The following is a 25,591-nucleotide window of genomic DNA, read 5'->3' as shown; positions in this document are numbered from 1 at the left end:
CACTTGCCTCCCTTCGCCGCCGACCACTGGAGAAACATGAAACCTCGTAAAGCCTCACGGGTCGTATTACTCAATGAGCGCGACGAGGTTCTCCTGATCCGTGCCCAGGATCTGCTGACCCCCAGCCACCAATGGTGGATGACCTGCGGAGGCGGTTCCGAACTCGGCGAGTCGGCCGCGCAGACGGCGGCCCGGGAACTGGCCGAGGAGACCGGGATCGAATGCGAACCTCACGAACTCATCGGTCCCTTGGCCACGCGCGACGAGGTCTTCGAATTCACGGAGAAGTCGCTGCGCCAGGTCGAAACCTACTTCGCGTTCCGCACCAGCGAGGACATCGAGCTCGAAGACGCGGTCTGGACGGACATCGAGAAGCGCAGCCTGCTCGAATTCCGCTGGTGGACCCGGGAGGAGCTTCTGGCCACGACGGAGACGATCTATCCGAAGAACCTCCTCGGCCTCATCGACCTGGCCACCGCCGGGTCCGTTCCCGACGTGCCGCTGGTCATCGACTGAGCGCACGATCGCGCTCCGTAACAGGTCCGCAGTGCGGTCCGGTGGGAGTGCGCACGGAATCGCGAACGGGAAGTCTGCACGAGTCGGCGCGGTCAGCGTATAGACTTGAGAGGCTGTAACTACAGGAAGGAACACCAGTGTCAGGTCATTCCAAATGGGCAACGACTAAACACAAGAAGGCTGCCATCGATGCCAAGCGCGGCAAGCTCTTTGCCAAGCTGATCAAGAACATCGAGGTGGCCGCACGCAACGGTGGACCCGACCCCGACGGCAACCCGACGCTGTTCGATGCGATCCAGAAGGCGAAGAAGAACTCGGTCCCCGCGGACAACATCACCCGTGCGGTCAAGCGCGGCGGCGGTCTCGACGGCTCCGGAGTCAACTACGAGACGATCATGTACGAAGGCTACGCCGCCGGCGGTGTGGCACTGCTCATCGAATGTCTCACCGACAACCGCAACCGCGCCGCCTCCGAGGTGCGCGTGGCCGTGACCCGCAACGGCGGTTCGATGGCCGATCCCGGTTCGGTGACGTACAACTTCAACCGCAAGGGCGTCATCACCGTGGGCGCCGAGGAGACCGACGAAGAGGCCATTCTGCTGGCGACCATGGACGCCGGAGCCGAAGAGGTCAAGGAAGTCGGCGAGAAGTTCGAGATCATCTGCGAGGCCACCGACCTCGTGGCCGTGCGTACGGCCCTCGTCGACGCCGGCATCGACTACGACTCGGCCGAGGCCTCCTTCGTGCCCGAACTCGAGGTCAGCCTCGACGCGGAGACAGCGAGCAAGGTCTTCTCCCTCATCGATGCGCTCGAAGACAGCGACGAGGTGCAGAACGTCTACTCGAACGCCGATGTCAGCGATGAGGTCCTCGCCGAACTCGATGCCTGATGCGCATCCTCGGCGTTGATCCCGGACTGACCCGGTGCGGGCTCGGTGTCATCGACACCCTGCCCGCCCGGAAGGCGAAGATGGTCGCCGTCGACGTCTTGCGGACTCCTTCCGCCGATTCCGTCGACCTTCGTCTCGGCGCCATCGCCGAGGCGTTCGACAGCTGGTTGGACACGTACCGTCCCGATGTCGTGGCCATCGAACGCGTCTTCGCCCGCAACGATGTGTCCACGATCATGGGCACCGCCCAGGCATCGGGACTGACCATGGGACTGGCCGCCCGCCGCGGCCTGCCCGTGGCCATGCACACCCCATCCGAGGTCAAAGCCGCGATCACCGGTTCGGGCCGTGCGGACAAGAAACAGGTCACCTCGATGGTGACGCGGATCCTCGGACTCGACGCACCGCCGAAGCCCGCCGACGCCGCCGACGCCCTGGCGATCGCGATCTGCCATTCCTGGCGCGGGGCGCTGTCGGCCCAATCGACGCCGGGGGCAAATAAGGATCTGACCGAACGCAAGGCCGGCGGGAGGCAGGGAAGCGGACTGACGAAGGCCCAGCAGCAGTGGGCCGAGGCCATGCGGCGCGCCAAGTGAGCATGGGGGAGCGGGTGCCTGCTAACCTGGATTCGTACACGTGTTCCCCTTAAGAAAGGCTGTCCGTGATCAGTTTCCTCAGCGGTACGGTGCATCGGATCGCAGCTGACCACCTCGTCGTTCTCACCTACGGCGTCGGCCGGAAGGTCCACGTCACCCCCGATACTCTGGCTGGGACTCGGCACGGCGCCGAGATCGAACTGGTCACCAGCCTCGTGGTGCGCGAAGACTCGATGACGCTCTACGGCTTCGGCACCGAAGACGAGAACCACACCTTCGAGGTGCTGCTGTCGATCTCCGGAATCGGTCCGCGTCTGGCGATGGCGATCCTCTCGGTGATGGGACCTGACGAACTTGCCGCCGCGATCACGAATCAGGATGCCAACGCGCTCACCCGTGTCCCCGGAATCGGGAAGAAGGGCGCCTCGCGCATCATCCTCGAGCTGGAGAACAAACTGCCGAAGCTCACCGCTGCCTCTCCCGGACCCACTCTGTCCTTCGGCGGCGGCAACCAGCAGGTCGTCGACGCTCTTGTGGGTCTCGGGTGGAAGGAAGCGCAGGCTGAGGACGTCGTCGCCGACGTCGTCAAGGAGACCGGTGCTGATGCCGGCACCTCCGCGGTCCTCAAGGCCGCTCTGAAGGTTCTGGGTGCGAAGAGATGACAGGCTCGTTCGACCCCGACTCCTATGAGGTGGACTTCGGTGATCAGGACCTGACCGGAGCCGAACAGGAGAGACTCGTCTCCGGTCGTGCCGAGACGGCCGAACGCGATGCCGAGGCGGCGCTGCGTCCGAAGGGCCTGGCCGACTTCATCGGCCAACCGCAGGTGCGTGAGCAGCTCTCCCTCGTCCTCGACGCGGCGAAGGCCAGACAGAAGGCACCCGACCATGTGCTGCTCTCCGGTCCTCCCGGGCTCGGCAAGACCACGCTGGCGATGATCATCGCCCACGAGATGAACTCGAGCCTGCGAGTGACGTCCGGCCCGGCCGTCCAGCATGCCGGTGACCTCGCAGCCATCCTGTCCTCCCTCGAAGAAGGCGAAGTCCTCTTCATCGACGAGATCCACCGCATGGCCCGGGCCGCCGAGGAGATGCTGTACGTGGCGATGGAGGACTTCCGAGTCGACGTCATCGTCGGCAAAGGACCAGGTGCCACCGCCATCCCGCTCGACCTCCCGCAATTCACCCTCGTCGGGGCGACCACCCGATCCGGTCTGCTGCCCGCGCCGCTGCGTGACCGCTTCGGTTTCACCGCCCTGCTCGACTTCTATTCGAGCGCCGATCTGCTCACGGTTCTCAAGCGTTCGGCCAGGATGCTCGGCATCGATGCCGAACTCGCCGGGCTCGAAGAGATCTCCACACGTTCCCGGGGAACCCCGCGAATCGCAAACCGCCTGCTGCGCCGCGTCCGCGACTGGGCCCAGGTGCGGGGGAGCGGAATCATCGACGAGGAGGCCGCCACCAATGCCCTGCGCGTCTACGAGGTCGACGAGCTCGGTCTCGACCGCCTCGACCGGTCGGTTCTGCAGGTTCTGTGCAAGCGCTTCGGCGGAGGCCCGGTGGGATTGGGAACCCTCGCCGTCTCCGTCGGCGAAGAAGCGGATACAGTCGAAACCGTGTCCGAGCCCTACCTCGTCCGAGAGGGCCTGATCAGTCGCACCCCGCGCGGCCGCGTGGCCACCACGGCGGCCTGGAAGCACCTGAAAATGCAGATCCCAGCAAACTATGAGTTCTGACCGCGCCTTTGAGTTCGCTATGAGAGGTGAGGACGAACTAAGCTGGTTCACTGATTCATTCATATGAAAGGCTGATATCTGTGGATTTGCTGATCCCTCTTGCGCTTGCCGCGCTGCTGATCTTTTTCCTGTTCAATTCTCGGCGTAAGCAGAAGGCGCGTGCGGAGCAGATCAAATCGGGCCTCGTGCCCGGCGCGACCGTGATGACGACCTTCGGTGTCTTCGGCACCGTGCTCTCCATCGACGAAGAGAACAACCAGGTGACCATCGAGTCGGGTCCCGGCACGGTTCTGCGCGTCCACCGCCAGGCCATCGGTCAGATCGAGAACAACCAGGCCGCAGCGCCCGTCGACGCTCCCGACGCCGCCGCCCCCGCCCCCGCCGCCGATGCCGATGTCGACGCAGACGAGAAGCCGGCCATCACCGACGCCGAGCTCGACGCCATGAACGAACGCAAACGCGCCGAGAAAGACACCCCGGACGACGCATCCGATGACGTCATCGCCGATGAGTCCGCTGCGAAGACCGAGGACGTCGACGCCGAGGCCGCCGCTGAGACCGATGCCGACTCCGCCGCTGCGGAGTCCGCGGACCCGACTGATTCGGATTCCGACAAGAAGAACTGATCCGTTCTCGCACTCTTCTCCCGACTGAAAGCTGAAACGTGTCCGATATCGAAGAAAAACCACGCCCTGGTTTGCGCTTCCTGTGGCTGACCATCATCACTCTGGTGCTGGCCGCAATCATCGCCGGCGGTGTCATCTGGTCGAATGCCACGACGACTCCGAAGCTCGCGCTCGACCTCGAGGGTGGAACGTCGATCATTCTGGAACCGCAGGTGTCCAAGGGCACGGACATCAGCAAGGAGCAGCTCGATCAGGCCGTGGCGATCATCCGCCAGCGCGTCGACTCGACCGGTGTCTCCGAAGCCGAGATCACGACGCAGGGCGACCGCAACATCGTCGTGAATCTGCCGGGCAACCCCGACGAGGAGACCCGAAACCTCGTCCGCTCGTCTGCTCAGCTGGTCTTCCGTCGTGTGGCGCTGGTCGGTGACCCGCGTTCACAGGAACAGATCCAGAAGGAGCAGGAGAAGAGCGGCGAGGAATCGGGTGGCGATGACGGACTGAGCGACGAAGAGCGCAAACGCCTCGAGGACCTCACCGGCGCCGACTCGCAGGGCGATGGACAGAGCGAGGACCAGGCCCCGTCCGGCGGCGGCGATGTCGTCAATGCCGGCGGCGAGACGAAGAAGACGGCCGAGTCCTCCGAGGAGACGACGTCCTCGGAGTCGGGGAGCAAGAACGCGGAGAAGTCCGGAGAAGGCAGCGGATCGAGCGACAGCACGAAGGTCACCGACTCGACGCCGCGGCCCCTCTTCGATCCGGAGAAGGACGCCTCCGAATGGCAGTCCGATAAGATCATCAAGGAATACACCGAGCTCGACTGCACGAACAAGAAGAACCGGACGGGCGGCCAACAGCAGCCCTCGGACGAACCGGTCGTCTCGTGCTCCGAAGACGGACAGGCGAAGTACATCCTCGGGCCTGTCGAACTCTCCGGCGATCACCTCGCCGATGCCAGTGCCGGCTATGCCGCAGGAGCCAATGGCGTGCAGACCAACAACCCTGCCGTCAACCTCTCCTTCGACTCCACCGGTCGTGAGATCTTCAAGCAGATCACCTCGGACATCACCGGCAAACAGCAGCCCTACAACCAGTTCGCGATCGAACTCGACGGTCTCGTACTGTCGGCTCCGTCTTCGAACGCGGTGATCAACGACGGCAACGCCCAGATCACCGGCGACTTCTCCCTCGACGAGGCACAGACTCTGGCCAACCAGCTCAAGAACGGCTCGCTGCCGCTGAGCTTCCAGGTCCAGAGCGAGGACCAGATCTCACCGACCCTGGGTTCGAACTACCTCAAGATCGGTCTGCTCACCGGCCTGGTCGGACTCCTCCTCGTCGTCGTCTATTCGCTGCTGCAGTACCGGGTGCTCGGCCTCGTCACCGTCTCGAGCCTCGTCGTTGCCGGTGTGCTCACCTACCTGCTGCTGCTCTTGGCATCGTGGAGATACGGCTACCGACTGTCCCTGGCCGGTGTCGCCGGTATCATCATCGGAATCGGCATGGCGGCGGACTCGTTCATCGTCTACTTCGAACGTGTCCGAGACGAACTGCGCAGCGGTCGCAATCTGCTCTCCGCGGTCGAGGTCGGCTGGGACCGTGCCAAGCGCACGATCTACGCCTCGAAGGCAGTGAACATGCTCGCCGCGGTCATTCTCTACATCCTGGCCGTCGGCTCGGTGCGAGGCTTCGCCTTCACCCTGGGCCTGACCGTGATCATCGACGTGCTCATCGTCTTCCTGTTCACCCACCCGATGCTGCAGTTCCTGGCCCGCACGAAGTTCTTCGGCGAGGGCCACCCGATGTCCGGAATGGATCCGCGTCTGCTCGGAGTCAAACCCGCCGCCTACCGCGGAGCGCTCAACCTGTCCATCGACGACAAGGACAAGACTCCCGAAGCCAAGCGGCGCGAGAAGGCACGGATGCGCAAGGCCGGGATGAGTACAGACGACAGCTCCGATACGACTGCTGCAGCAGCTGCGTCTGAGTCGGGGGAGACCACGACGATGTCCGAGACGGACAACGCTACGACCGGCAGGTCCACGACCACGAAGTCGAAGTCCGCAAAGTCGAAGAGCACGAAAGCGGCGAAGTCCGCTGCTGCGACGGGCGGAATGACCATCGCCGAGCGGAAGGCCGCGGCCCGACGGGCCGAGGAAGACGATGCCGTCACAGACTCGACGGCTGACGACGGCAAGGAGGCTGACAAGTGAAACGGTTCTTTGCCTGGGGCAACCGCCTGCACAGCGGCGAATCATCGATCCCCTTCGTCGGCAAGGCGAAGCTGTGGCTGGCCATCTCCGGAGTCCTCGTCCTCCTGTCCCTGCTCGTCCCGCTCATCTTCGGCTTCAACTTCGGCATCGCCTTCAAGGGCGGTTCGCAGTTCCAGGTCGACCATGTCAGCGACACCTCGGCCGCCAAGGGGGAAGGCATCATCACCGATGTCGTCTCCGGTTCTGAGCCGCGCCTGACGCCGACCAGCGACACGGCCGTCCAGATCGAGACGAACCAGCTCACCGACCCGCAGATGCAGGAAGTCCGAGACGCTCTCGTCTCCGGCTACGACGTGAAGGTCGAAGACGTCACCTCGACGTTCGTCGGACCCGAATGGGGTCAGGACGTGACGTCGAAGATGATCCGCGCACTCGTCATCTTCGTGGCCATCGCCCTCGTCGTCATGGCCCTGTACTTCCGCACGTGGAAGATGTCGCTCGCGGCGATCGTCGGCCTCTTCGTCGTGATGATCGTGACGATGGGCATCTACTCGGCCACCGGCTTCGAAGTCACCCCGGAGGCCATCATCGGCTTCCTCACCGTGCTCAGCTTCTCGCTCTATGACACGGTGGTGGTCTTCGACAAGATCCGAGAGAACACGACGCGATTCGAGGAGAAGCGGAATCTCAAGTTCTCCGAACTCGTCAACCTCGGTGTGAATCAGACGACCGTGCGCTCGATCAACACCTCAGTGGTGTCGGTGCTCCCGATCGCCTCGATCCTCTTCATCGGCGTGTTCCTGCTCGGCGCGGGGACACTGGTCGATATCTCGCTGTCCCTGTTCATCGGTACTATAGTGGCAGCCGCTTCGACGCTGTTCGTCGCGAGCCCCCTCTACGCCCTCCTCCGGGCAAATGAACCGGCGGTCAAGGCACAGGAGGAGGCCGTGCGTGAACTACGCTTGAAGGATGGGGGAGCAGACGTCCCACCGGTGACACACGCCGAAGTCTGATTCCCGAGAGAGGAGATGTTGTGGCTTCGTCCGCTGATTCGCGCCGTCCGCGAGGCATCTCCCGCTTAGCCTGGTGGGCGGCCAGGGCACAGAACAACCCTGGCTACCCGCGAGTGCTCGGCCCGATGATCCGGGCCCTGCAGTCGAACCATCCGAAGGCGGACATCGACCTCGTCGTCCGGGCCTACAAGGTCGCCGAGGAGGCCCACCGAGGGCAGACTCGCAAGTCCGGTGATGCCTATATCACCCACCCCATCGCGGTGGCGACGATCCTTGCGGAGATCGGCATGCTGCCGGTCACGCTCGCCGCCGCTCTGCTGCACGACACCGTCGAAGACACCTCGTATTCGCTCGACGAACTCACCGAGGAATTCGGCTCCGAAGTCGCGGCCATGGTCGACGGGGTGACGAAGCTCGACAAGCTCACGTACGGGCAGGCCGCGCAGTCCGAGACCGTGCGCAAGATGATCGTGGCGATGGCCAAGGACATCCGCGTCCTCGTCATCAAGCTCGCAGACCGTCTGCACAATGCGCGCACCTGGCGCTTCGTGCCCGCCTCGTCAAGCACGAAGAAGGCTCGCGAGACCCTCGACATCTTCGCTCCGCTGGCACACCGGCTGGGCATGAACACGATCAAATGGGAGCTCGAAGACCTGTCCTTCCAGGTCCTCCATCCCAAGGTCTACGACGAAGTGGTCCGACTCGTCGCGGATCGGGCTCCCGAGCGTGAGAAGTATCTGGCCACGGTCTCCGAGGAGCTCCAGGGCGAACTCAAGGAATCCGGAATAGACGCCTCCATCACGGGGCGCCCCAAGCACTACTATTCGATCTATCAGAAGATGGTCGTGCGCGGACACGAGTTCGCCGACATCTACGATCTCGTCGGAGTCCGCGTCCTCGTCGAATCCGTACGCGAATGCTACGCCACCCTCGGCATCGTCCACGCCCGCTGGAATCCTGTTCCCGGACGGTTCAAGGACTATATCGCGATGCCGAAGTACAACATGTACCAGAGCCTGCACACCACGGTGATCGGGCCGGCCGGCAAGCCCGTCGAAATCCAGATCCGGACCCACGAGATGGATCGCCGTGCAGAATTCGGCGTCGCCGCTCACTGGAAGTACAAGGATCTCAACAAGTCGTCGAAGGCCGTGACCTCGAACACCGCGCGTTCGGTGAAGGTCTCCGACGCCGGTGAGGTCGACGACGCCGCCTGGCTGCGACAGCTGCTGGACTGGCAGCGAGAGGTCTCCGACCCCGACGAATTCCTCGACAGCCTCCGCTACGAGGTGAACTCGAAGGAAGTCTACGTCTTCACGCCCAAGGGCGAGGTGATGAGCCTGCCGTCGGGAGCCACCCCCATCGACTTCGCCTACGCAGTGCACACCGAGGTCGGGCACAAGACGATGGGTGCCCGCGTCAACGGTCGCCTCGTCGCTTTGGACACTGAGCTGAAGAACGGGGACTCCGTCGAGGTCTTCACCTCGAAGGACGAGAACGCCGGCCCCAGCCGCGACTGGCTCGGCTTCGTCAAGAGTCCACGTGCCCGCAGCAAGATCCGGCAGTGGTTCTCGAAGGAGCGCCGCGAAGAGGCGATCGAGAACGGTCGCGAACAGCTCGCCCGGGCGATGCGCCGCCATACGATCTCCGCCGCTTCGCTGATGAGCCAGGAAGCTCTCCAGGTCGTCGCCACGGAGATGCGTCTGCCCGATGTCAGCGCCCTCTATGCCGCGATCGGCAACGGCGTGTCTTCGGCTCAGCACGTCGTCGATCTGCTGGCCAAGGAAGTCGGGGAGGACGACGAGTCGGTCGTGCTGCCACCGGAGCCTCGCAACCGCACGGGACAGTCCTCAGGGCACCATTCCTCGTCCGAAGGCGTCATCGTCAAAGGCGTCGACGATGTGCTCGTCAAACTGGCTCGCTGCTGCACCCCGGTGCCCGGAGACGAGATCCTCGGTTTCGTCACCCGCGGTTCGGGAGTCTCCGTGCATCGCGTCGACTGCCCGAACGTCACCTCACTCAAACGTGAACCCGAACGCATGGTCGAGGTCTCGTGGGGCGAGAAGACGAGCGGAATCTACCTCGTCCAGATCCAGGTCGAGGCCCTCGACCGTGCCGGTCTGCTCTCCGATATCACCAAGGTGCTCACCGAGACCCATGTGAACATCCTGTCGGCGTCGGTCGGCACCTCCCGGGCCCGCGTGGCGCAATCGAAGTTCGTCTTCGAGATGAGTGACGCCAGCCATCTCGACACTGTGCTCTCGGCCGTGCGCAAGGTCGAAGGCGTCTTCGACGTCTACCGCATCTCCGGCGGCTGATCCTCTCTGTCCAGCGCCGCGCGCATCTGAGCGACGAACGGTCGACGGGCCACCTCGGTGAGGTAGTCCCGGAGACGGTGGCGCAGACCGCTGGGAATCTCCGCAATGATGCCCTTGAGCGCCCGCGGCGACTCCGCGGTCCAGTTCCGGAAGTGCGGGAAGAGCAGATCGTAGAGCGTGCGTTCCTCCGTGGTGATCGGCAGCCCGTCGATGAGGCACCAATCATCTTGCGCCAGATTCGTCTCGTGGACGTCGAAACCGTCATCGGCGATCCACCGGCGCCTGGGCAGCGTGATGAAGCTCAGCGGAGCGGGAGCCCGGCCGAGTCCGCGGTGCACCCACCAGGCGCTCTCGTGGGAGAGCGCGAGTCCGGGCGGGATGAGCGAATGCAGGGCGGCCATCCGCTCAGCGGGGGAGAGGATCGCACCCTTGCGCACCCAGGTCGATTCGGTCAGTCGGATGAGCAGACCGTCGAGGGTGAGCTCGGTGAGCTGCTCGTACCCGAAGTCCCGCAGATGAAACAACGCCTCCATACCCGAACTATCGTCGGATGTGGAGGCGTTGACAAGACTTCGGAGAGCGCCTGTGGACAGGTGCTGACTCGAACGTCAGAAGCTGTGGACGAGCGCCGCGGCCTCAGCCGAGCACTGCGGCCTCAGTCGAGTTCTGCGGCTGTCTGGGCGAGCTGATCCCGCCAGGCGCGGCGAGCGTCGAGAGCTTCCTGCGCCTCGGCGACGGTCTTCTCATCGCCCCCGGCCTTCGCAACCTCGAGCTTCTTCTCGAGGTCGACGATCGACTCGTCGAGCTGACTCAGCGCACCCGAGGTGCGGGCCTTCGTCTCCGGGTTGCTGCGCTGCCACGCGGCTTCCTCGGCATCGGCGAGCGCGCGTTCGACATCGCGCAGACCGTTCTCCATCCGCGGGACATCGGCGCGAGGGACCTTGCCGGCTTCCTCCCACTGGTCCTGGATGGTGCGCAGCTCGCGCTTGGCTGCCACCGGGTCGGTGATCGGCAGCAGCGCCTGAGCCTTCTTCAGCAGCTCTTCCTTGACGACGAGGTTTCCCTTGAACTCCTCGTCCAGAGCGGCATTCTCCGCATCACGGGCGGAGAAGAACACGTCCTGTGCTGCACGGAACCGTGCCCACAGTGCATCATCGTCCTTGCGCGAAGCACGCGGGGCGCGCTTCCACTGGCTCATCAGGTCCTTGTACTTCTGCGACACGGTGCGGAAATCGGTCGAGGCCGACAGCGACTCCGCCTCGGCGACGATCTTCTCCTTGATCCGCTTGCCCTCGGCATTGACCTTGTCGAGCTCGGCGAAGAACTCTTTGCGCTTGTGTTCGAAGGTGTTCCGAGCCTGCGAGAACCTGCCCCAGAGCTCCTGATCGACGGCACGCGGCAGACGGGGTCCGCTGCGCTGCATGTCCTTCCACTGGGCGAAGAGCTCACGCAGACGCGCGCCCGACTGCTTCCACTGGATCTTCGACGGATCCTGCTTGGCCAGGGTCTCGGCCTCGACGACGAGAGCCTCACGATCCTCGGCAGCGGCGAGTTTCGCGGCCTGCGCCCGGGCCGCCTGACGGGACTCCGTGGACTCGGCATCGGAGATGAGGGTGTCGAGAGTGGCGCTCAGCCCCTTGAGATCGCCGACGACGTTGGCTTCCGGCAGTGATTCCTGCAGCGTCTTCGCCGCAGACACGACCTCACGGCCGGGAGCGCCGGCGGAGAGACGGTTGCGCAGCAGGACCGCGCTCTCGGCGAGTTCGACGTACTTCTTCGCGAAGTACTCGAGAGCCTCTTCGGGAGTGGCGTCCGGGTACTGCCCGACGGCACGCTCGCCCTCCGGAGTGGTGACGAACACATTGCCGTCCGAATCGGCACGACCATGAGTCACCGCGCGAGCGACCTCGGCGTCGTGGTCGATATGGCTGGCATTGACCACCTGTGCCGCCTGCGGACGCGGCAGCGACGACGGACGGGGGGTCGGCTTCGGTGTCGGGGTCGACATGGTTCTCACCTTGTTTCCATCGGTCGAACCGGCAGGTCATTCCACCCGCCGATCACTCGATTGTGGGATAGACGTTATCCCAGCATAACCATCGGCGGGCGTGTAGATAGACTTTGCACATGGATGTGTTCTCGACCAACGCCGAATTCCTCGACGTCAACTGCTATGCCGTGCGCGCAGACGGCTCCAGCGACTGCATTCTCATCGACTCCGGATACGACTGCGCCCCAGGCCTCGAGAAGCTGCTCAGCGAAGAGGGACTCGAACCTCAGGCGATCTTCCTCACCCACGGCCACCCCGACCATATTCTGGGCCTGACCAACGTGCTCGCCCGCTGGAACGTGCCCGTCCACCTCGGTGCCGACGACCGTTACCGCCTGGATTCACCGGCCACGACGCTCAACCCGCAGTTCGCGGCAATGCTGGCGCCGCTCGTCGCAGACTGGAACGCCCCGGCAGCCATTGACATCAATGACGGGCAGAGCTTCGAGATCGCCGGACTCACCATCACGGCAGTCTCCGCACCCGGGCATACGGAAGGTTCCATGCTGCTGCGAGTGAAGGACGGGGACGAGGAAGTCATCTTCACCGGTGACGTCGTCTTCGCCGGAGCCATCGGCCGCGTCGACCTGCCCGGGGGAGACCCCCAGGCGATGTCCGAATCCCTGCGGGCATTCGCGACACTGCCGGACGTGCCGATCTATCCTGGACACGGCCCGGCATCTCGCGTGAGCACAGAACTCGCGACGAATCCGTTCTTCTGAGGACTGAGCGACCGAAGTCTCAGGTCTTCCTGCCCGAGGCGGTTGCGCAGTCCCGGACGACACCACACTATTCAGACCCCACCCGATACAGAGACGACACGATTCAACGGCGCCGCACGGCACCGCAACCGCACCGAAAGCAAGGAGCACCATGGCGAAGTCAGCCCGTCTGTCCGGATTCCCGGAACGACTCCCGGCCGAACGCGTGATCGAGAAGACCATCATCGACACCCTCGAACACACCTTCGCCCTGCACGGGTTCTCCGCCCTCAACCACCGCGCCGTCGAACCGATCAGCCAGTTGGCCAAGGACGGCGAGATCGACAAGGAGATCTTCGCCGTCTCCCGCCTCCACTCCGAGGGCACCGAACGCAACCCGCTGGGACTCCACTTCGACCTCACGGTGCCCCTGGCCCGCTATATCGCCGACAATGCGAACGAACTGAGCTTCCCGTTCAAGGCCGCTCGCGTCCAGCCCGTCTGGCGCGGCGAACGGCCGCAGGCCGGTCGCTACCGGGAGTTCATCCAGGCCGATATCGACGTCATCGCCGATGGGGACCTGCCCGGACACTTCGAAGTCGAGATCCCCCTGGCCGTGGCCGATGCGTTCTCCCGGCTCGCCCCGCTCGGCGTGCCCGGAATCAAGATCGTCGTCAATGACCGCAGGCTGCTCGAGGGCTTCGCCCGCGGAATCGGGCTGACGAACATCCAAGCCGTGTTGCGCTGCCTCGACAAATACGACAAGATCGGTCCCGACGAAGTGGCGAAGCTGCTGGCTGCCGAAGCCGATGCCGATGAGGAGCAGCAGCGCCTGTGCCTGGAGCTGGCCGCCATCGAATCCGACTCCCCGGACTTCGCCGATGAGGTGCGCGCCCTCGGCGTCGACCACCCCCTGCTCGAAGCCGGACTCGAATCGCTGACGACGCTGCTGCGAGCCGCAGCCGTTCGCGCACCCGGAGTCGTCGTCGCCCAACTCAAGATCGCCCGCGGCCTCGACTACTACACGGGCGCGGTCTACGAGACCCAGCTGATCGGCCACGAGGAGCTCGGTTCCGTATCCTCCGGCGGGCGCTACGACTCGCTGGTCACCGTGGGGAAGAGGAACTATCCCGGGGTGGGCATGTCCATCGGCGTCTCCCGCCTCATGGCGTTCATCCTCGGCGAGACCTCGGAGATCCGCGCCACCCGCGGTACCCCCTCGGCCGTCGTCATCGCCGTCACCGAGGAGGCTCGACGGGCTGACGCCGACGCCGTGGCCGCGACGCTGAGGTCCCGGGACATCCCGTGCGAAGTCTCGCCGAACGCTGCGAAGTTCGGCAAGCAGATCCGCTACGCGGAACGCCGCGACATCCCGTTCGTCTGGTTCACCGACGGTGCGTCCGGCCACGAGGTCAAGGACATCCGTTCGGGAGAGCAGACTACGGCCGACCCGGACACATGGACGCCTGCCGAAGACGACCTCTGGCCCCGCGTGTACCGGAGCTGAGCGCGGGGCGACTATCATTGTTCAGGCGCTAGACCACAACATCACAAAGGAGCCCTAGGTGCTGCGAAGCCACGAAGCCGGAAGCCTGCGAGCCGCGAACGCAGGAGAAACCGTCACCCTCACCGGGTGGGTCGATCGTCGTCGCGATCACGGAGGTGTGGCCTTCATCGATCTGCGCGACGCTTCGGGAATCGTGCAGGTCGTCGTCCGTGAGGACGATGCCCACCAGCTGCGCAACGAAACCGTCGTCAAGGCCACCGGCACCGTCTCGGTGCGCCCCGAGGGCAATACGAACCCGAACCTGCCCACCGGTGAGATCGAGATCATCGACACCGCCGTCGAGGTGCTCTCCGAAGCAGCGGCCCTGCCGTTCCAGGTCTCCGACCACGCCGAGGACTCCGGCGCCGTGGGCGAGGAGACCCGTCTGCGCTACCGCTACCTCGACCTGCGCCGTTCGGGCCCGGCAAAGACGATCCGTCTGCGCTCCGATGTCAACAAGGCCGCACGGTCGGTCCTCGACGCCCACAGCTTCGTCGAGGTCGAGACTCCGACCCTGACGAAGTCGACTCCGGAAGGTGCCCGCGACTTCCTCGTCCCGGCCCGCCTCAAACCCGGCTCCTGGTACGCCCTGCCGCAGTCGCCGCAGCTGTTCAAGCAGCTGCTTCAGGTCGCCGGCATGGAACGCTACTACCAGATCGCCCGCTGCTACCGCGACGAGGACTTCCGCGCCGACCGCCAGCCCGAGTTCACCCAGCTCGACATCGAAGCCTCCTTCGTCGAGCAGGAGGACATCATCGCACTGGCCGAAGAGATCCTCACCGCACTGTGGAAGCTCATCGGCTACGAGATCACCACGCCGATCCCGCACATCACCTACCACGAGGCGATGGAGAAGTACGGTTCGGACAAACCGGACCTGCGCTTCGGCCTCGAGCTGCACAACCTCACCGAGTTCTTCAAGGACACCCCGTTCCGCGTCTTCCAGTCGCCCTATGTCGGCTCCGTCGTCTACCCCGGCGGCGGCTCGCTGCCGCGTCGTCAGCTCGACGGCTGGCAGGACTGGGCCAAGCAGCGCGGGGCGAAGGGCCTGGCCTATGTGCTCATCGGCGAAGACGGAACACTGTCCGGTCCGGTGGCCAAGAACATCTCCGATGAGGAGAAGGCGGGACTCGCCGAGGCGGCCGGTGCGCAGCCGGGCGATGCGATCTTCTTCGCCGCAGGTGATCGCAGCATGCGTGCCCTCCTCGGTGCCGCCCGCAATGAGATCGCCGAACGCACGGGTCTCATCAAGGACGGAGACTGGGCCTTCGTGTGGGTCGTCGACGCGCCTCTGTTCGAATCGGCCGCCGAAGCGCAAGCCGCCGGAGACGTCGCCGTCGGCGGCGGACAGTGGACAGCCGTCCACCACGCCTTCACCGCTCCGAAGCCCGAATTCCTCGACACCCTCGAAGAAGACCCGGGTGCCGCTCTGGCCTATGCCTACGACATCGTGTGCAACGGCAACGAGATCGGCGGCGGCTCGATCCGCATCCACCGCAAGGACGTCCAGGAACGGGTGTTCGAGATCATGGGAATCTCCGCCGAAGAGGCCGAGGAGAAGTTCGGCTTCCTCCTCGAAGCCTTCAAGTTCGGCGCACCCCCGCACGGCGGCATCGCCTTCGGCTGGGATCGCATCGTGTCCCTGCTGGCCGGTGTCGACTCGATTCGTGAGGTCATCGCCTTCCCGAAGTCCGGCGGCGGATTCGATCCGCTGACCCAGGCACCGGCCCCGATCACCGACGCCCAGCGCGCCGAGGCCGGAGTCGACTTCGAACCGGAAGACGACGACTCCGAGGCCTGATGAGCCACGAACCCAATCTGTTCTCCGACGGCCCGGACCAGGAAACACCGGGTCCGGGCTTCGCCGGTTCCTCCCGGACCTCCTCGGGCAGAGCCCTGGACCCGCTTGCGGTGCGGATGCGTCCCCGGACCCTGGACGAAGTCGTCGGTCAGGAGCACCTGACCTTCCCCGGGTCCCCGCTCAACCAACTCGTCGAAGCCAGCGGGGGAGACCGGGCGGGAGCATCCTCGGTGATCCTGTGGGGTCCGCCCGGAGTCGGAAAGACCACGCTGGCCCATGTCATCTCCCATGCCCCGGGCCGTACCTTCGTCGAGCTCTCCGCCATCACCGCGGGCGTCAAGGACGTGCGCCAGGTGATCGAGAGCGCCCGCCGCGAACGGGAGATGTACGGACGCACCACCGTTCTCTTCCTCGACGAGATCCACCGGTTCTCGAAGGCCCAGCAGGATGCCCTGCTGCCGGCGGTGGAGAACCGGCTCGTCGTGCTCGTGGCCGCCACCACGGAGAACCCGTCGTTCTCCGTCATCTCACCCCTGCTGTCGCGGTCGCTCATGCTCACGCTGCGTCCGCTCGACGACGAGGCGGTCGGCAATCTGCTCGACCGTGCCGTCGAATCCGATCGCGGCTTGGCCGGACAGTTCACCCTCACCGAGGAGGCCCGGAACTTCATCGTCCGCATCGCCGGGGCCGACGCACGCCGATCACTGACCGTCCTCGAAGCCGCCGCCGGAATCGCCGCCGCGCAGTCGGAGGAGGCAGACGACGAACCGATCGCGATCACCGAATCGGCCTGCGCCGAGGCGAGCAGCGAAACCGTTCTGCGCTACGACAAGAACGGCGACCAGCACTACGACGTGGTCTCCGCGTTCATCAAATCCATCCGCGGATCCGATGTCGACGCGGCCCTGCACTATCTCGCGCGGATGATCGTCGCCGGTGAGGACCCGCGCTTCATCGCCCGTCGCGTCGTCATCTCTGCGGCCGAGGACATCGGCATGGCCGACCCGCAGGCGCTGCCGATCGCCGTGGCCGCCTCGACCGCAGTTGCCAACATCGGCATGCCCGAAGGACGGATCCCCCTCGCCGAGGCGGTCACCTACCTCGCGCTGGCCCCGAAGTCGAACGCGAGCTACCGCGCCCTGGACGCCGCGATCGCCGATGTGAAGAACGGACTTGCCGGAGAAGTGCCGATGCATCTGCGCGACGCCCACTATCCGGGGGCGAAAGAGCTCGGCCACGGTGAGGGCTACAAATACTCGCACGACTATCCGCACGGGGTCGCCGATCAGGAGTACCTGCCGGAGTCGCTGCGAGGCAAGCGCTACTACTCTCCGACGGGCAACGGAATGGAACGCAGCATCGCTGAGAGGCTCGAGAACCTCAGGCGGCTGCTGCGACCCTGATAGCTTTGGAGCAGACGCGGTGACGGGCAGAGACGTTGCCGACGGCGCTGATCGAGGAGGACGGCATGGCAGACATCGTCATCACGATCGCCGCCGCGCTGGCGCTGGGACTCATCGCCCATGAGCTGCGCATTCCGCCGCTCGTCGGATTCCTCGCGGCCGGATTCCTCCTGCACGTCTTCGGCTTCACCGCCTTCGCGGGACTGCAGCAGGTATCGGACATCGGAGTCGTCCTGCTGCTGTTCACGATCGGACTGAAATTCGATCTGCGCTCCCTGCTCCAACCCGAAGCCCACGGCACCGCTGCGCTGCACATGATCACGGTGGTCCTCCTCGGTGCCGGGACGATCGGAGCTGCCGCAGCCATCGGCATCGTCAGCGTCGGCGGGGGACTGGGCACCTTGGCGCTGCTCGGCTTCGCCCTCTCGTTCTCCTCCACGGTGCTCGTGGTCAAAGTGCTCGAAGACCGCTCCGACGACGGGTCCTACTACGGGCAGATCGCGATTGCGATCCTCGTCCTCCAGGACCTCGCTGCGGTCGCCTTCATCACGATCGCAGGCGAAGAGCCGCCGAGTCCCTGGGCGTTCGCGCTCGTCCTGATCGTTCCCGTGGTCTGGGTGCTGCGACGGCTCCTCGACCGCGTCGGACGCGGTGAGCTGCTCGTCCTCTTCGGCGTCGTCATGGCCTTGGGGCCCGGCTATGTCGCCTTCGAATCAGTCGGCATCCACGGCGACCTCGGAGCGCTGGTGCTCGGACTTCTCTTCTCCACCCACCCGCGAGCCGTGGAGATGTCGAAGTCGCTGTTCAGCGTCAAAGAGCTCTTCCTCGTCGGGTTCTTCGTCGTCATCGGGCTCCAAGCGGTCCCCACCTGGTCGGATCTGCTCATGGCGCTGGCCCTGTGCGTCGTGCTGCTGCCGTTCAACTTCGCGAGCTTCTACCTCATGGGTCGCCTCTTCGGCCTGCGCAACCGCACCAGCGTGCGCACCAGCCTGGCCCTGAGCAACTTCTCCGAATTCGCACTCATCGTCGTCGCCGTCGGAGTCGACCACGGACTCTTCGAGGGCAACTGGCTGACCATCACCGCCCTCGCCGTGGCACTGGGGATGATCGGCTCCTCCCTGGCGAACGCCTACAGCCTCCAGATCGTCGCGAAGCTCGACGCGATCCTGCCGGACGAGAACGAGAGCCGGCTGCGGGCCAACGATCGGCCGCTCGACACCGGAGATGCGGAGGTCGTCGTCCTCGGCATGGGCCGCATCGGTCGCGGAGCCTACGAGCGCTTCGTCGAACGCGGCGACCGCAGCGTCATCGGCATCGACAACGACCACACAGTCATCGAAGCCCTGCACGCCGACGAGTTCACAGTGCTCGAAGGCGACGCCACCGACCACGAATTCTGGCACCGCCTCGTCGTCGGGGGCAGCGCCCACACCGTCGTCCTCGCCATGGCGCTGCACGACTCGAACACCTTCGCTCTTGAACAGCTGCGCATCGCCGGCTTCCCCGGGACCATCGCCGCGGTCGTCCAACGCCCCGATCAGGCCGAGCACTTCGCCCGTGCCGGGGTCCACGCGGTGATCAACATCTACAGCGGGTCCGGAGCGGCCGTCGCCGATGCCGCGATCGACAGCCACGAAGACGACTGTCGGAAGTGACAGCGGGCTGCCGGCAGTGACAGCGGTACTTGCGGATCGGTCGGCCGGCAGGGGCGGACGGTTCGCCTCAGTCGGCAAGATCACAGCGGCGAGGCCGCCGATCGGCTTTGCGACGAGCGGTGTGCACCCGCTAAGATGGACAGCTGTTGTGCCTGCACCCTAAAGGCGGTCGGTGCGAGCGGATCTCGACGCTCAATCCCTCTTTCCCATCCGGGGAAACAACAGTCGCGTTCGGGGCGAGAACCGCAGAGGCCCACCGCGGCAGAACACATTGATGAAAGGTAATACAGTGCCAGCACCAGCACGTAATCGCCGCATGACGCGCCTCTCGCGCGCACTCGGCATTGCTCTGACACCCAAGGCCGAGAAGTACTTCGAGCGTCGCCCGTACCCTCCAGGTGAGCACGGTCGCGCCCGTCGTCGCAACGACAGCGACTACTCGGTCCGCCTCAAGGAGAAGCAGCGTCTGCGCGCGCAGTACGGCATCCGTGAGGCCCAGATGCTCAAGACCTACAAGGAAGCCAACCGTCTGCCCGGTCTGACCGGTGAGACCATGGTCGAGCTCCTCGAATCGCGTCTCGACGCCCTCGTCCTGCGTTCGGGCTTCGCCCGCACCATGGCCCAGGCCCGTCAGTTCGTCGTCCACCGTCACATCACGGTCGACGGACAGCGCGTGGACCGTCCCTCCTTCCGCGTGAAGGAAGGCCAGACCATCCAGGTGCACGAGCGTTCGGCTTCGATGGATCCGTTCCAGGTCGCCGCCGCCGGTGGTCACAAGGACGTCCTGCCCGCAACGCCGGGATACCTCAACGTGAACCTCGAGGGCCTGCAGGCAACTCTGCTGCGCACCCCGAAGCGCGAAGAGGTGCCGATCACCTGTGACGTTCAGCTCGTCGTCGAGTTCTACTCGCGCTGATCTGCTGAACACAGCGCATCGCGCCACCGCGACTGCCCGGGGCCTCTTGGTTCCGGGCAGTCGCGCATTCACGGCACGGGCGTCCACTGTACGGCGCGTGCACCCGCAGGTTCGGCGCGGGCGTCAGCAGGTTCGGCTTCGGCCCACTCAAAGGCGAATAGCACTGTTTCAAACAGGGGCTATTCACCTGAAAGTGGGCTGTTCGGTTAGAAACTCCGCAGGACGCACGTCGCGGGGGCGGAAGTGGTCCGCCGAGCGGAGTGGGAGCGGCGGACTCGGGGAGCGGTCGACTCTGACCCACCCGGCACGCCGCGCCACATCGCATATTGCGGCGGAGCCATTAAACTGGTCCCTGTTAAGTGCGGGTACGCACGAGTAAGTGTCGCGCCGGGCTCATCCGCCCGGCGGAGCACAGGCAATATCTGAAAGGCCTTGGATTGAAGACGGCAGAGATCAAACAACGCTGGTTGGACTACTTCGAAGCGAACGGGCACACCGTGGTCCCCTCGGCGTCGGTGATCAGCTCCGATCCGTCCATCCTGTTCAACATCGCAGGAATGGTCCAGTTCATTCCCTACCTCACCGGCCGGGAGCCGGCCCCGTTCAACCGCGCCACCAGCGTCCAGAAATGCGTGCGTACCGGAGACATCGAAGAGGTCGGCAAGACGACCCGGCACGGCACCTTCTTCCAGATGAACGGCAACTTCTCCTTCGGCGACTACTTCAAGCGCGATGCCATCAAGTTCGCCTGGGGACTGCTGACGACCCCAGTCGCCGAGGGCGGGCTCGGCTTCGACCCGGAGCTGCTGTGGGCGACAGTGCACGAGGACGATCTCGAGACCATCGACATGTGGCTCGAGGAGACCTCCGTTCCCCGTGAGCGCATCCAGCTGCGCGACAACGAGGACAACTACTGGCACACCGGCCAGCCCGGCCCCGGCGGCTACTGCTCGGAGATCTACTTCGACCGCGGCCCCGCCTACGGCGTCGACGGCGGACCCGTGGCCGATGAAGACCGCTACATCGAGATCTGGAACCTCGTGTTCATGGAGTTCGAACTCTCCGAGGTTCGCTCGAAGGTCGACTTCGACGTGGCCGGCGAGCTGCCGGCGAAGAACATCGATACCGGCATGGGACTCGAACGTGTCGCCTTCCTGCTCCAGGGCGTGGAGAACATGTACGAGATCGACGAGGTCTTCCCCGTCATCGAGGCCGCCAGTCGTCTGGCCGGTCGGACCTACGGAGAGGACGAACACGCCGATGTGCAGCTGCGCGTCGTCGCCGACCATGTCCGTTCGGCCCTGATCATCATCGGCGACGGGGTCCGCCCCGGCAACGAAGGCCGCGGCTATATCCTCCGCCGCCTGCTCCGCCGTGCCGTGCGTGCCATGCGTCTGCTCGGAGTCAAGGAAGAAGTCCTGCCCGAGCTGCTGCCCGTCTCCATGCAGGCCATGAAGCTGTCCTACCCGGAACTCGAAACGGACTTCGACCGCATCTCCCGGGTCGCCTACGCCGAGGAGAAGGCGTTCCTGCGTACCCTCGAATCCGGCACTCAGCTGTTCGCCAATGCCGCGAAGTCACTCGACGGCGCGGACAAGACCATCAGCGGAGACATCGCCTTCGCCCTCCACGACACCCACGGATTCCCGATCGACCTCACTCTCGAGATGGCCTCCGAAGCCGGACTGAGCGTCGACGAGGCCGGGTTCCGTGAGCTGATGAGCGAACAGCGCACCCGCGCCAAGGCCGATGCCAAGGCGAAGAAGGGCGGCGGCCACACCGACCTGTCCGCCTATTCGGCGCTCCTCGACGAAGGTGCCAGCGAATTCGTCGGCTATGACCGACTCGAATCCGACTCCCGCGTGCGCGGAATCGTCGTCGATGGGGTCGCCGCCGAGGTGCTCACCGCCGGTCAGAGCGGCGACGTCGTCCTCGACCTGACCCCGTTCTACGCCGAATCCGGCGGTCAGCGCGCCGACGTCGGCCTCATCTCCGGCCATGGCTTCACCGCCCGGGTCAGCGACGTCCAGAATCCGGTCAAGGGACTGCCTGCCCACCGGGTCGAGGTGATCGACGGAGAGCTGCGCGTCGGTGACGAGGTGCTCGCCGCCGTCGACCACGACCACCGGTTCCAGGGCGCACAGGCCCACACCGCCACCCACCTCGTCCACGCTGCGCTGCGCGAGATCCTCGGCAGCCACGCCGTGCAGGCCGGTTCGCTCAACCAGCCCGGATACATGCGCTTCGACTACTCGTTCCCCGAAGCCCCGAGCACCCAGATGCGGGCCGAGATCGAAGAGGTCGCGAACCTCGCGGTGCGCTCGAACTACGAAGTCGGCACCGAGTACATGTCCTTCGACGACGCGAAGAAGTCCGGTGCCATGGCGCTCTTCGGCGAGAAGTACCCGAACGTCGTGCGCGTCGTCGACATCGGCGGACCCTTCTCCCGCGAACTCTGCGGCGGCACCCACGTCGGTGCCTCCGCGGAGGTCGGCCCGATCTCCGTGCTCTCCGAAGCCTCCGTCGGCTCCGGAGTCCGGCGCATCGAAGCCGCTGTCGGCATGGACGCCTTCCGGTCCCTGGCCGCCGAGCGGACCATCGTGTCCTCACTCTCGGAGATGCTCAAGGTCCCCGGCACCGACGTCACCTCACGCGTGTCCGACCTGATGAGCCGGCTCAAGGACGCCGAGAAGGAGATCGCTCGCCTCAACGCCCGGCAGCTGCTGGCCTCTTCGGGCAAGTTCCTCGATGAGGCGCAGACCGTGGGCCAGACGCTGTTCGTGCAGGCCGAACTCGGCGACATCGCCAACGCCGGAGACATCCGCACACTGGTCACCGACCTGCGCAACCGGGTCGCCGACCGTCAGGCGGTGATCTTCGGCATCGGAGTCAGCAGCGGAAAGCCCGTCGTCGTCATCGCCACCACCGAGGCGGCCCGCGCCGCCGGTCTGCAGGCAGGAAAGCTCGTGGCGCTGGCCTGCGGCGAACTCGGCGGCGGAGGCGGCGGCAAGCCCGACCTCGCCCAGGGCGGGGGCAGCAACCCCGCGGCGATCCCGTCAGCCATCGCGGCGGTCAAGGCAGCCATCCAGTGAGTTTCCGCCGAGGTCGCCGGCTGGGTCTCGACATCGGTTCCGTGCGGATCGGTGTCGCCTCCAGCGACCCCGACGGGATTCTGGCCACCCCGCTCACCGTCGTTCGTCGAGCAGATGAACCGGCGGCGCTGCGGCAGCTGCGCGACATCGTCGACGAATACGAACCCATCGAACTCCTGGTGGGGGACCCGAAGTCCCTCGACGGCGCCGCCCGGGCCGCAGCCACCTCGGCGTTGGAATTCGCCCGCCGGATCGCCGCGGCCACCGGCACACCTGTCCGTCTCGTCGACGAACGCTTCACCACCGTCGAGGCCCACCAGGCTCTCGCCGCGGCCGGGAAATCGTCACGCCAGCGACGCGAGATCGTCGATGCCCAAGCCGCCGTGATCATCCTCCAGAACGCCCTCGAGTACGAACACAACACCGGTGTCCCCTCCGGCCGTGAGATGCCCGACGAGGAGAACGACGTATGAGCCCGATCACCGAAGAGTTCTCGACCGACGAAGGACTGTCCCGCGCAGAGATCCGCGCGAAGAAACGGCGCAGAATGATGCGCCGCCGACGGACGACGACGATCGTGATCATCTGCATCCTCGTCTTCGGCGTCGGCGGCTTCTTCGGCGTGCGTGCGGCCGGGGGAGTCTTCGACGACCTGTTCGGACCGAAAGGCGACTACGAGGGGCAGGGCACGAACGAGGTCTCGATCGAGATAGCTCCCGGATCCTCGGCGCGCACCGTGGCCAACCAGCTCGTCGAAGCCGGAGTGATCATGAACTCCGAGCCCTTCCTCGACGAGATCGAACGCCGTGAGGCGACCATCCAGGCCGGGACCTGGACGATGCGGGAGAAGATGAGCTCGAAGGCCGCGGTCGAAGCGCTCATCAACCCCATCGCCCCGCCGAAGATCACAGTCGCCGAAGGCAAACAGGTCGAAGAGATCAAGGCGATCATGATCGAATCGGGGATGAACGCCGACGAGGTCGACAAAGCCATCGACGATAAGACCCCGAAGGACTACGGACTCGAGATCGACGCGCCGAGCCTCGAAGGCTATCTGTACCCGGCGACCTACGACCTCAACAAGCAGAAGACCGCCGAGGACATCGTTCAGGAGATGGTCGACAAGACCGAGACCGAACTCGACGAACTGGGAATCGAGAGCAAGGACGCCAACCGCATCCTCACGCTGGCCAGCCTCGTGGAGAAGGAATCCCCGGGAGACCCCGAGGTGCGCTCGAAGGTTGCCAGGTCCTTCCTCAACCGCATCTCCGACAAATCGCAGACCGGGGGACTGCTCCAATCGGATGCGACCGTGGCTTATATCCACGGTGCCCGCTCCGACCTGACGACGACGAAGAAGGAACGCCAGTCCGACTCGCCGTACAACACGTACAAGAAGAAGGGTCTGCCTCCCGGGCCCATCAACTCGCCGAGCAAGGGCGCCGTCGAGGCGGCGCTCGAACCCGCCGACGGTGACTGGCAGTTCTTCGTCGCGACGAACCCGGACACGGGGGAGACCAAGTTCGCAGACAATTACGAGGACCACAAGAAGAACGTCGAGATCTACCGCAAGTGGCTGCGCGAGCACAGCAAGGACGACGGATAGCCGGTGAGGATACTTGCCGCAGTGCTCGGTTCGCCGATCGCACACTCGAAGTCCCCGCTGCTCCACCGCGCCGCCCTCGCAGCGTTGAACCTGGAATCCAGCGAGTACTTCCGGTACGAACTCGGGGCCGATGAGCTCGAGGGATTCCTCGACTCCCACCCCGATCACACCGGCTTCTCGCTGACGATGCCGTTGAAGGACCGACTCGTCACACTCGCCGCCGAACGCGGGTGGAACCTCGACGAGACGGCGACACTGACGGCCGCCGGCAACACCCTTGTGCGCTACCGCGGAGAAGTGCAGGTGGCGAACACCGACGTCGAGGGCATCGTGCGTGCCATCGCCCCGCACAGGGAATCAGGACCGGCCGTGGCCGGTGGTGCGGGAGCCGGTCGCGCGACGATCCTCGGCGCCGGAGCCACGGCCGCCTCGGCGCTCGTGGCCTGCCGCGATCTCGGGATCGCACACGTGGACTTCCGCGTCCGCAGCCCGGACCGTGCCCGCCGGGTCCTCGACCTGGCCGAGCGGATCGGTCTGACCGCCTCGGTGGGCGACCTGACCTGGATCGGTCCATCGGAGATCGTCGTCTCGACCCTGCCCGCCGAGGCGGCCCCCGACCCGATCTGGGATGACTCCTTCGCTCGCGGTGCGATCGTCCTCGACGTCGCCTACGCCGCCGATTCGACCTTCCTCGCCGCGGCCGCCGCTCGCGGTCTGCGCCCCGTCGCGGGAACCGCCATGCTCGTCGAACAGGCCGTCGCCCAGTTCGAGATGTTCCTCGCCGCAGCATCGGAGGTGGACAACCTGTCGACGTCGAAGACCCTGCCGGCAGCAGACGACCTGTCCGGGCGGGTCGCGGCGGCCATGTACGCAGCACTCGAGGTTCCGTCGGTCCGGGCGCAGGACTGAACCGG

General features: G+C 65.3%; 21 protein-coding genes. 19 read left to right on the top strand and 2 right to left on the bottom strand.

Going from position 1 to position 25,591, the window contains the following annotated elements:
* Window positions 1-36 precede the first annotated feature (36 nt).
* The 9 genes from ACOZ9V_RS10275 to ACOZ9V_RS10235 all read left to right on the top strand — a co-directional run bounded on the left by ACOZ9V_RS10275 (window position 37) and on the right by ACOZ9V_RS10235 (window position 9,907).
* Window positions 37-516, top strand: a complete 480-nt coding sequence (locus ACOZ9V_RS10275) for an NUDIX hydrolase (RefSeq protein WP_062242804.1) — start codon at window positions 37-39, stop codon at window positions 514-516.
* 137 nt (window positions 517-653) lie between these two features.
* The gene (locus ACOZ9V_RS10270) at window positions 654-1,406 is read left to right on the top strand and encodes a YebC/PmpR family DNA-binding transcriptional regulator (RefSeq protein ID WP_139467356.1); all 753 of its coding nucleotides are present in this window, start codon (window positions 654-656) and stop codon (window positions 1,404-1,406) included.
* The gene (gene ruvC, locus ACOZ9V_RS10265) at window positions 1,406-2,002 is read left to right on the top strand and encodes a crossover junction endodeoxyribonuclease RuvC (RefSeq protein WP_139908129.1); all 597 of its coding nucleotides are present in this window, start codon (window positions 1,406-1,408) and stop codon (window positions 2,000-2,002) included. Before ACOZ9V_RS10270 ends, ruvC begins: the two co-directional genes overlap by 1 nt.
* Window positions 2,003-2,067: 65 nt before the next feature.
* Window positions 2,068-2,664 carry a Holliday junction branch migration protein RuvA gene (ruvA, locus tag ACOZ9V_RS10260; protein ID WP_139467354.1) on the top strand — a complete coding sequence of 199 codons (597 nt, stop codon included), beginning with the start codon at window positions 2,068-2,070 and terminating at the stop codon, window positions 2,662-2,664.
* Window positions 2,661-3,737: a Holliday junction branch migration DNA helicase RuvB gene (gene ruvB / locus ACOZ9V_RS10255; RefSeq protein WP_139467353.1), complete on the top strand. Its 1,077-nt coding sequence runs from the start codon at window positions 2,661-2,663 to the stop codon at window positions 3,735-3,737. Before ruvA ends, ruvB begins: the two co-directional genes overlap by 4 nt.
* A gap of 80 nt (window positions 3,738-3,817) precedes the next feature.
* Complete coding sequence (gene yajC, locus ACOZ9V_RS10250; protein WP_434589705.1) at window positions 3,818-4,363, top strand: preprotein translocase subunit YajC; 546 nt, start codon at window positions 3,818-3,820, stop codon at window positions 4,361-4,363.
* A 38-nt stretch (window positions 4,364-4,401) separates the two neighbouring features.
* A complete protein-coding gene (secD, locus tag ACOZ9V_RS10245) occupies window positions 4,402-6,576 on the top strand; it encodes a protein translocase subunit SecD (RefSeq protein ID WP_434589702.1) in 2,175 nt (724 codons plus the stop codon).
* Window positions 6,573-7,589, top strand: coding sequence for a protein translocase subunit SecF (gene secF / locus ACOZ9V_RS10240; protein WP_434589699.1), 1,017 nt, complete (start codon window positions 6,573-6,575; stop codon window positions 7,587-7,589). The genes secD and secF overlap by 4 nt, the downstream gene beginning before the upstream one ends.
* Window positions 7,590-7,609: 20 nt before the next feature.
* Window positions 7,610-9,907: a RelA/SpoT family protein gene (locus ACOZ9V_RS10235; protein ID WP_139467351.1), complete on the top strand. Its 2,298-nt coding sequence runs from the start codon at window positions 7,610-7,612 to the stop codon at window positions 9,905-9,907.
* On the opposite strand, the gene ACOZ9V_RS10230 is transcribed toward ACOZ9V_RS10235, so the two are convergent.
* A complete protein-coding gene (locus ACOZ9V_RS10230; RefSeq protein WP_434589695.1) occupies window positions 9,886-10,440 on the bottom strand; it encodes a hypothetical protein in 555 nt (184 codons plus the stop codon). The two genes, ACOZ9V_RS10235 and ACOZ9V_RS10230, sit on opposite strands and share 22 nt — an antisense overlap.
* Window positions 10,441-10,562: 122 nt before the next feature.
* Window positions 10,563-11,915 carry a DUF349 domain-containing protein gene (locus ACOZ9V_RS10225; protein WP_181270551.1) on the bottom strand — a complete coding sequence of 451 codons (1,353 nt, stop codon included), beginning with the start codon at window positions 11,913-11,915 and terminating at the stop codon, window positions 10,563-10,565.
* Between the two features lie 119 nt (window positions 11,916-12,034).
* On the opposite strand from ACOZ9V_RS10225, the gene ACOZ9V_RS10220 reads away from it, so the two are divergent.
* The 10 genes from ACOZ9V_RS10220 (at window position 12,035) to ACOZ9V_RS10175 (ending at window position 25,586) form a co-directional block, all read left to right on the top strand.
* A complete protein-coding gene (locus ACOZ9V_RS10220) occupies window positions 12,035-12,679 on the top strand; it encodes an MBL fold metallo-hydrolase (protein ID WP_181270550.1) in 645 nt (214 codons plus the stop codon).
* Window positions 12,680-12,830: 151 nt separating this feature from the next.
* Window positions 12,831-14,165 (top strand): histidine--tRNA ligase, encoded by a 1,335-nt coding sequence (gene hisS, locus ACOZ9V_RS10215; protein ID WP_181270549.1) that lies wholly within the window; start codon window positions 12,831-12,833, stop codon window positions 14,163-14,165.
* A 58-nt stretch (window positions 14,166-14,223) separates the two neighbouring features.
* Window positions 14,224-16,005, top strand: coding sequence for an aspartate--tRNA ligase (aspS, locus tag ACOZ9V_RS10210; protein WP_181270548.1), 1,782 nt, complete (start codon window positions 14,224-14,226; stop codon window positions 16,003-16,005).
* A complete protein-coding gene (locus ACOZ9V_RS10205; protein ID WP_434589689.1) occupies window positions 16,005-17,408 on the top strand; it encodes a replication-associated recombination protein A in 1,404 nt (467 codons plus the stop codon). Before aspS ends, ACOZ9V_RS10205 begins: the two co-directional genes overlap by 1 nt.
* Window positions 17,409-17,473: 65 nt before the next feature.
* The gene (locus tag ACOZ9V_RS10200; RefSeq protein ID WP_181270546.1) at window positions 17,474-19,063 is read left to right on the top strand and encodes a cation:proton antiporter family protein; all 1,590 of its coding nucleotides are present in this window, start codon (window positions 17,474-17,476) and stop codon (window positions 19,061-19,063) included.
* A gap of 274 nt (window positions 19,064-19,337) precedes the next feature.
* Window positions 19,338-19,979, top strand: a complete 642-nt coding sequence (rpsD, locus tag ACOZ9V_RS10195) for a 30S ribosomal protein S4 (RefSeq protein WP_373270422.1) — start codon at window positions 19,338-19,340, stop codon at window positions 19,977-19,979.
* Between the two features lie 437 nt (window positions 19,980-20,416).
* A complete protein-coding gene (gene alaS / locus ACOZ9V_RS10190) occupies window positions 20,417-23,071 on the top strand; it encodes an alanine--tRNA ligase (RefSeq protein ID WP_434589684.1) in 2,655 nt (884 codons plus the stop codon).
* Window positions 23,068-23,544 (top strand): Holliday junction resolvase RuvX, encoded by a 477-nt coding sequence (ruvX, locus tag ACOZ9V_RS10185; RefSeq protein ID WP_434589681.1) that lies wholly within the window; start codon window positions 23,068-23,070, stop codon window positions 23,542-23,544. The genes alaS and ruvX overlap by 4 nt, the downstream gene beginning before the upstream one ends.
* Entirely contained in the window at window positions 23,541-24,677 is a 1,137-nt protein-coding gene (mltG, locus tag ACOZ9V_RS10180) for an endolytic transglycosylase MltG (RefSeq protein WP_139467342.1), read from the top strand. The genes ruvX and mltG overlap by 4 nt, the downstream gene beginning before the upstream one ends.
* A 3-nt stretch (window positions 24,678-24,680) precedes the next feature.
* Entirely contained in the window at window positions 24,681-25,586 is a 906-nt protein-coding gene (locus ACOZ9V_RS10175) for a shikimate dehydrogenase family protein (protein WP_434589677.1), read from the top strand.
* Window positions 25,587-25,591: the final 5 nt, after the last annotated feature.

This window comes from Brevibacterium sp. 1718 (genome assembly GCF_051131255.1).
Taxonomy (GTDB): domain Bacteria; phylum Actinomycetota; class Actinomycetes; order Actinomycetales; family Brevibacteriaceae; genus Brevibacterium; species Brevibacterium sediminis.
This window is presented reverse-complemented; position numbering and strand designations above follow the sequence as displayed.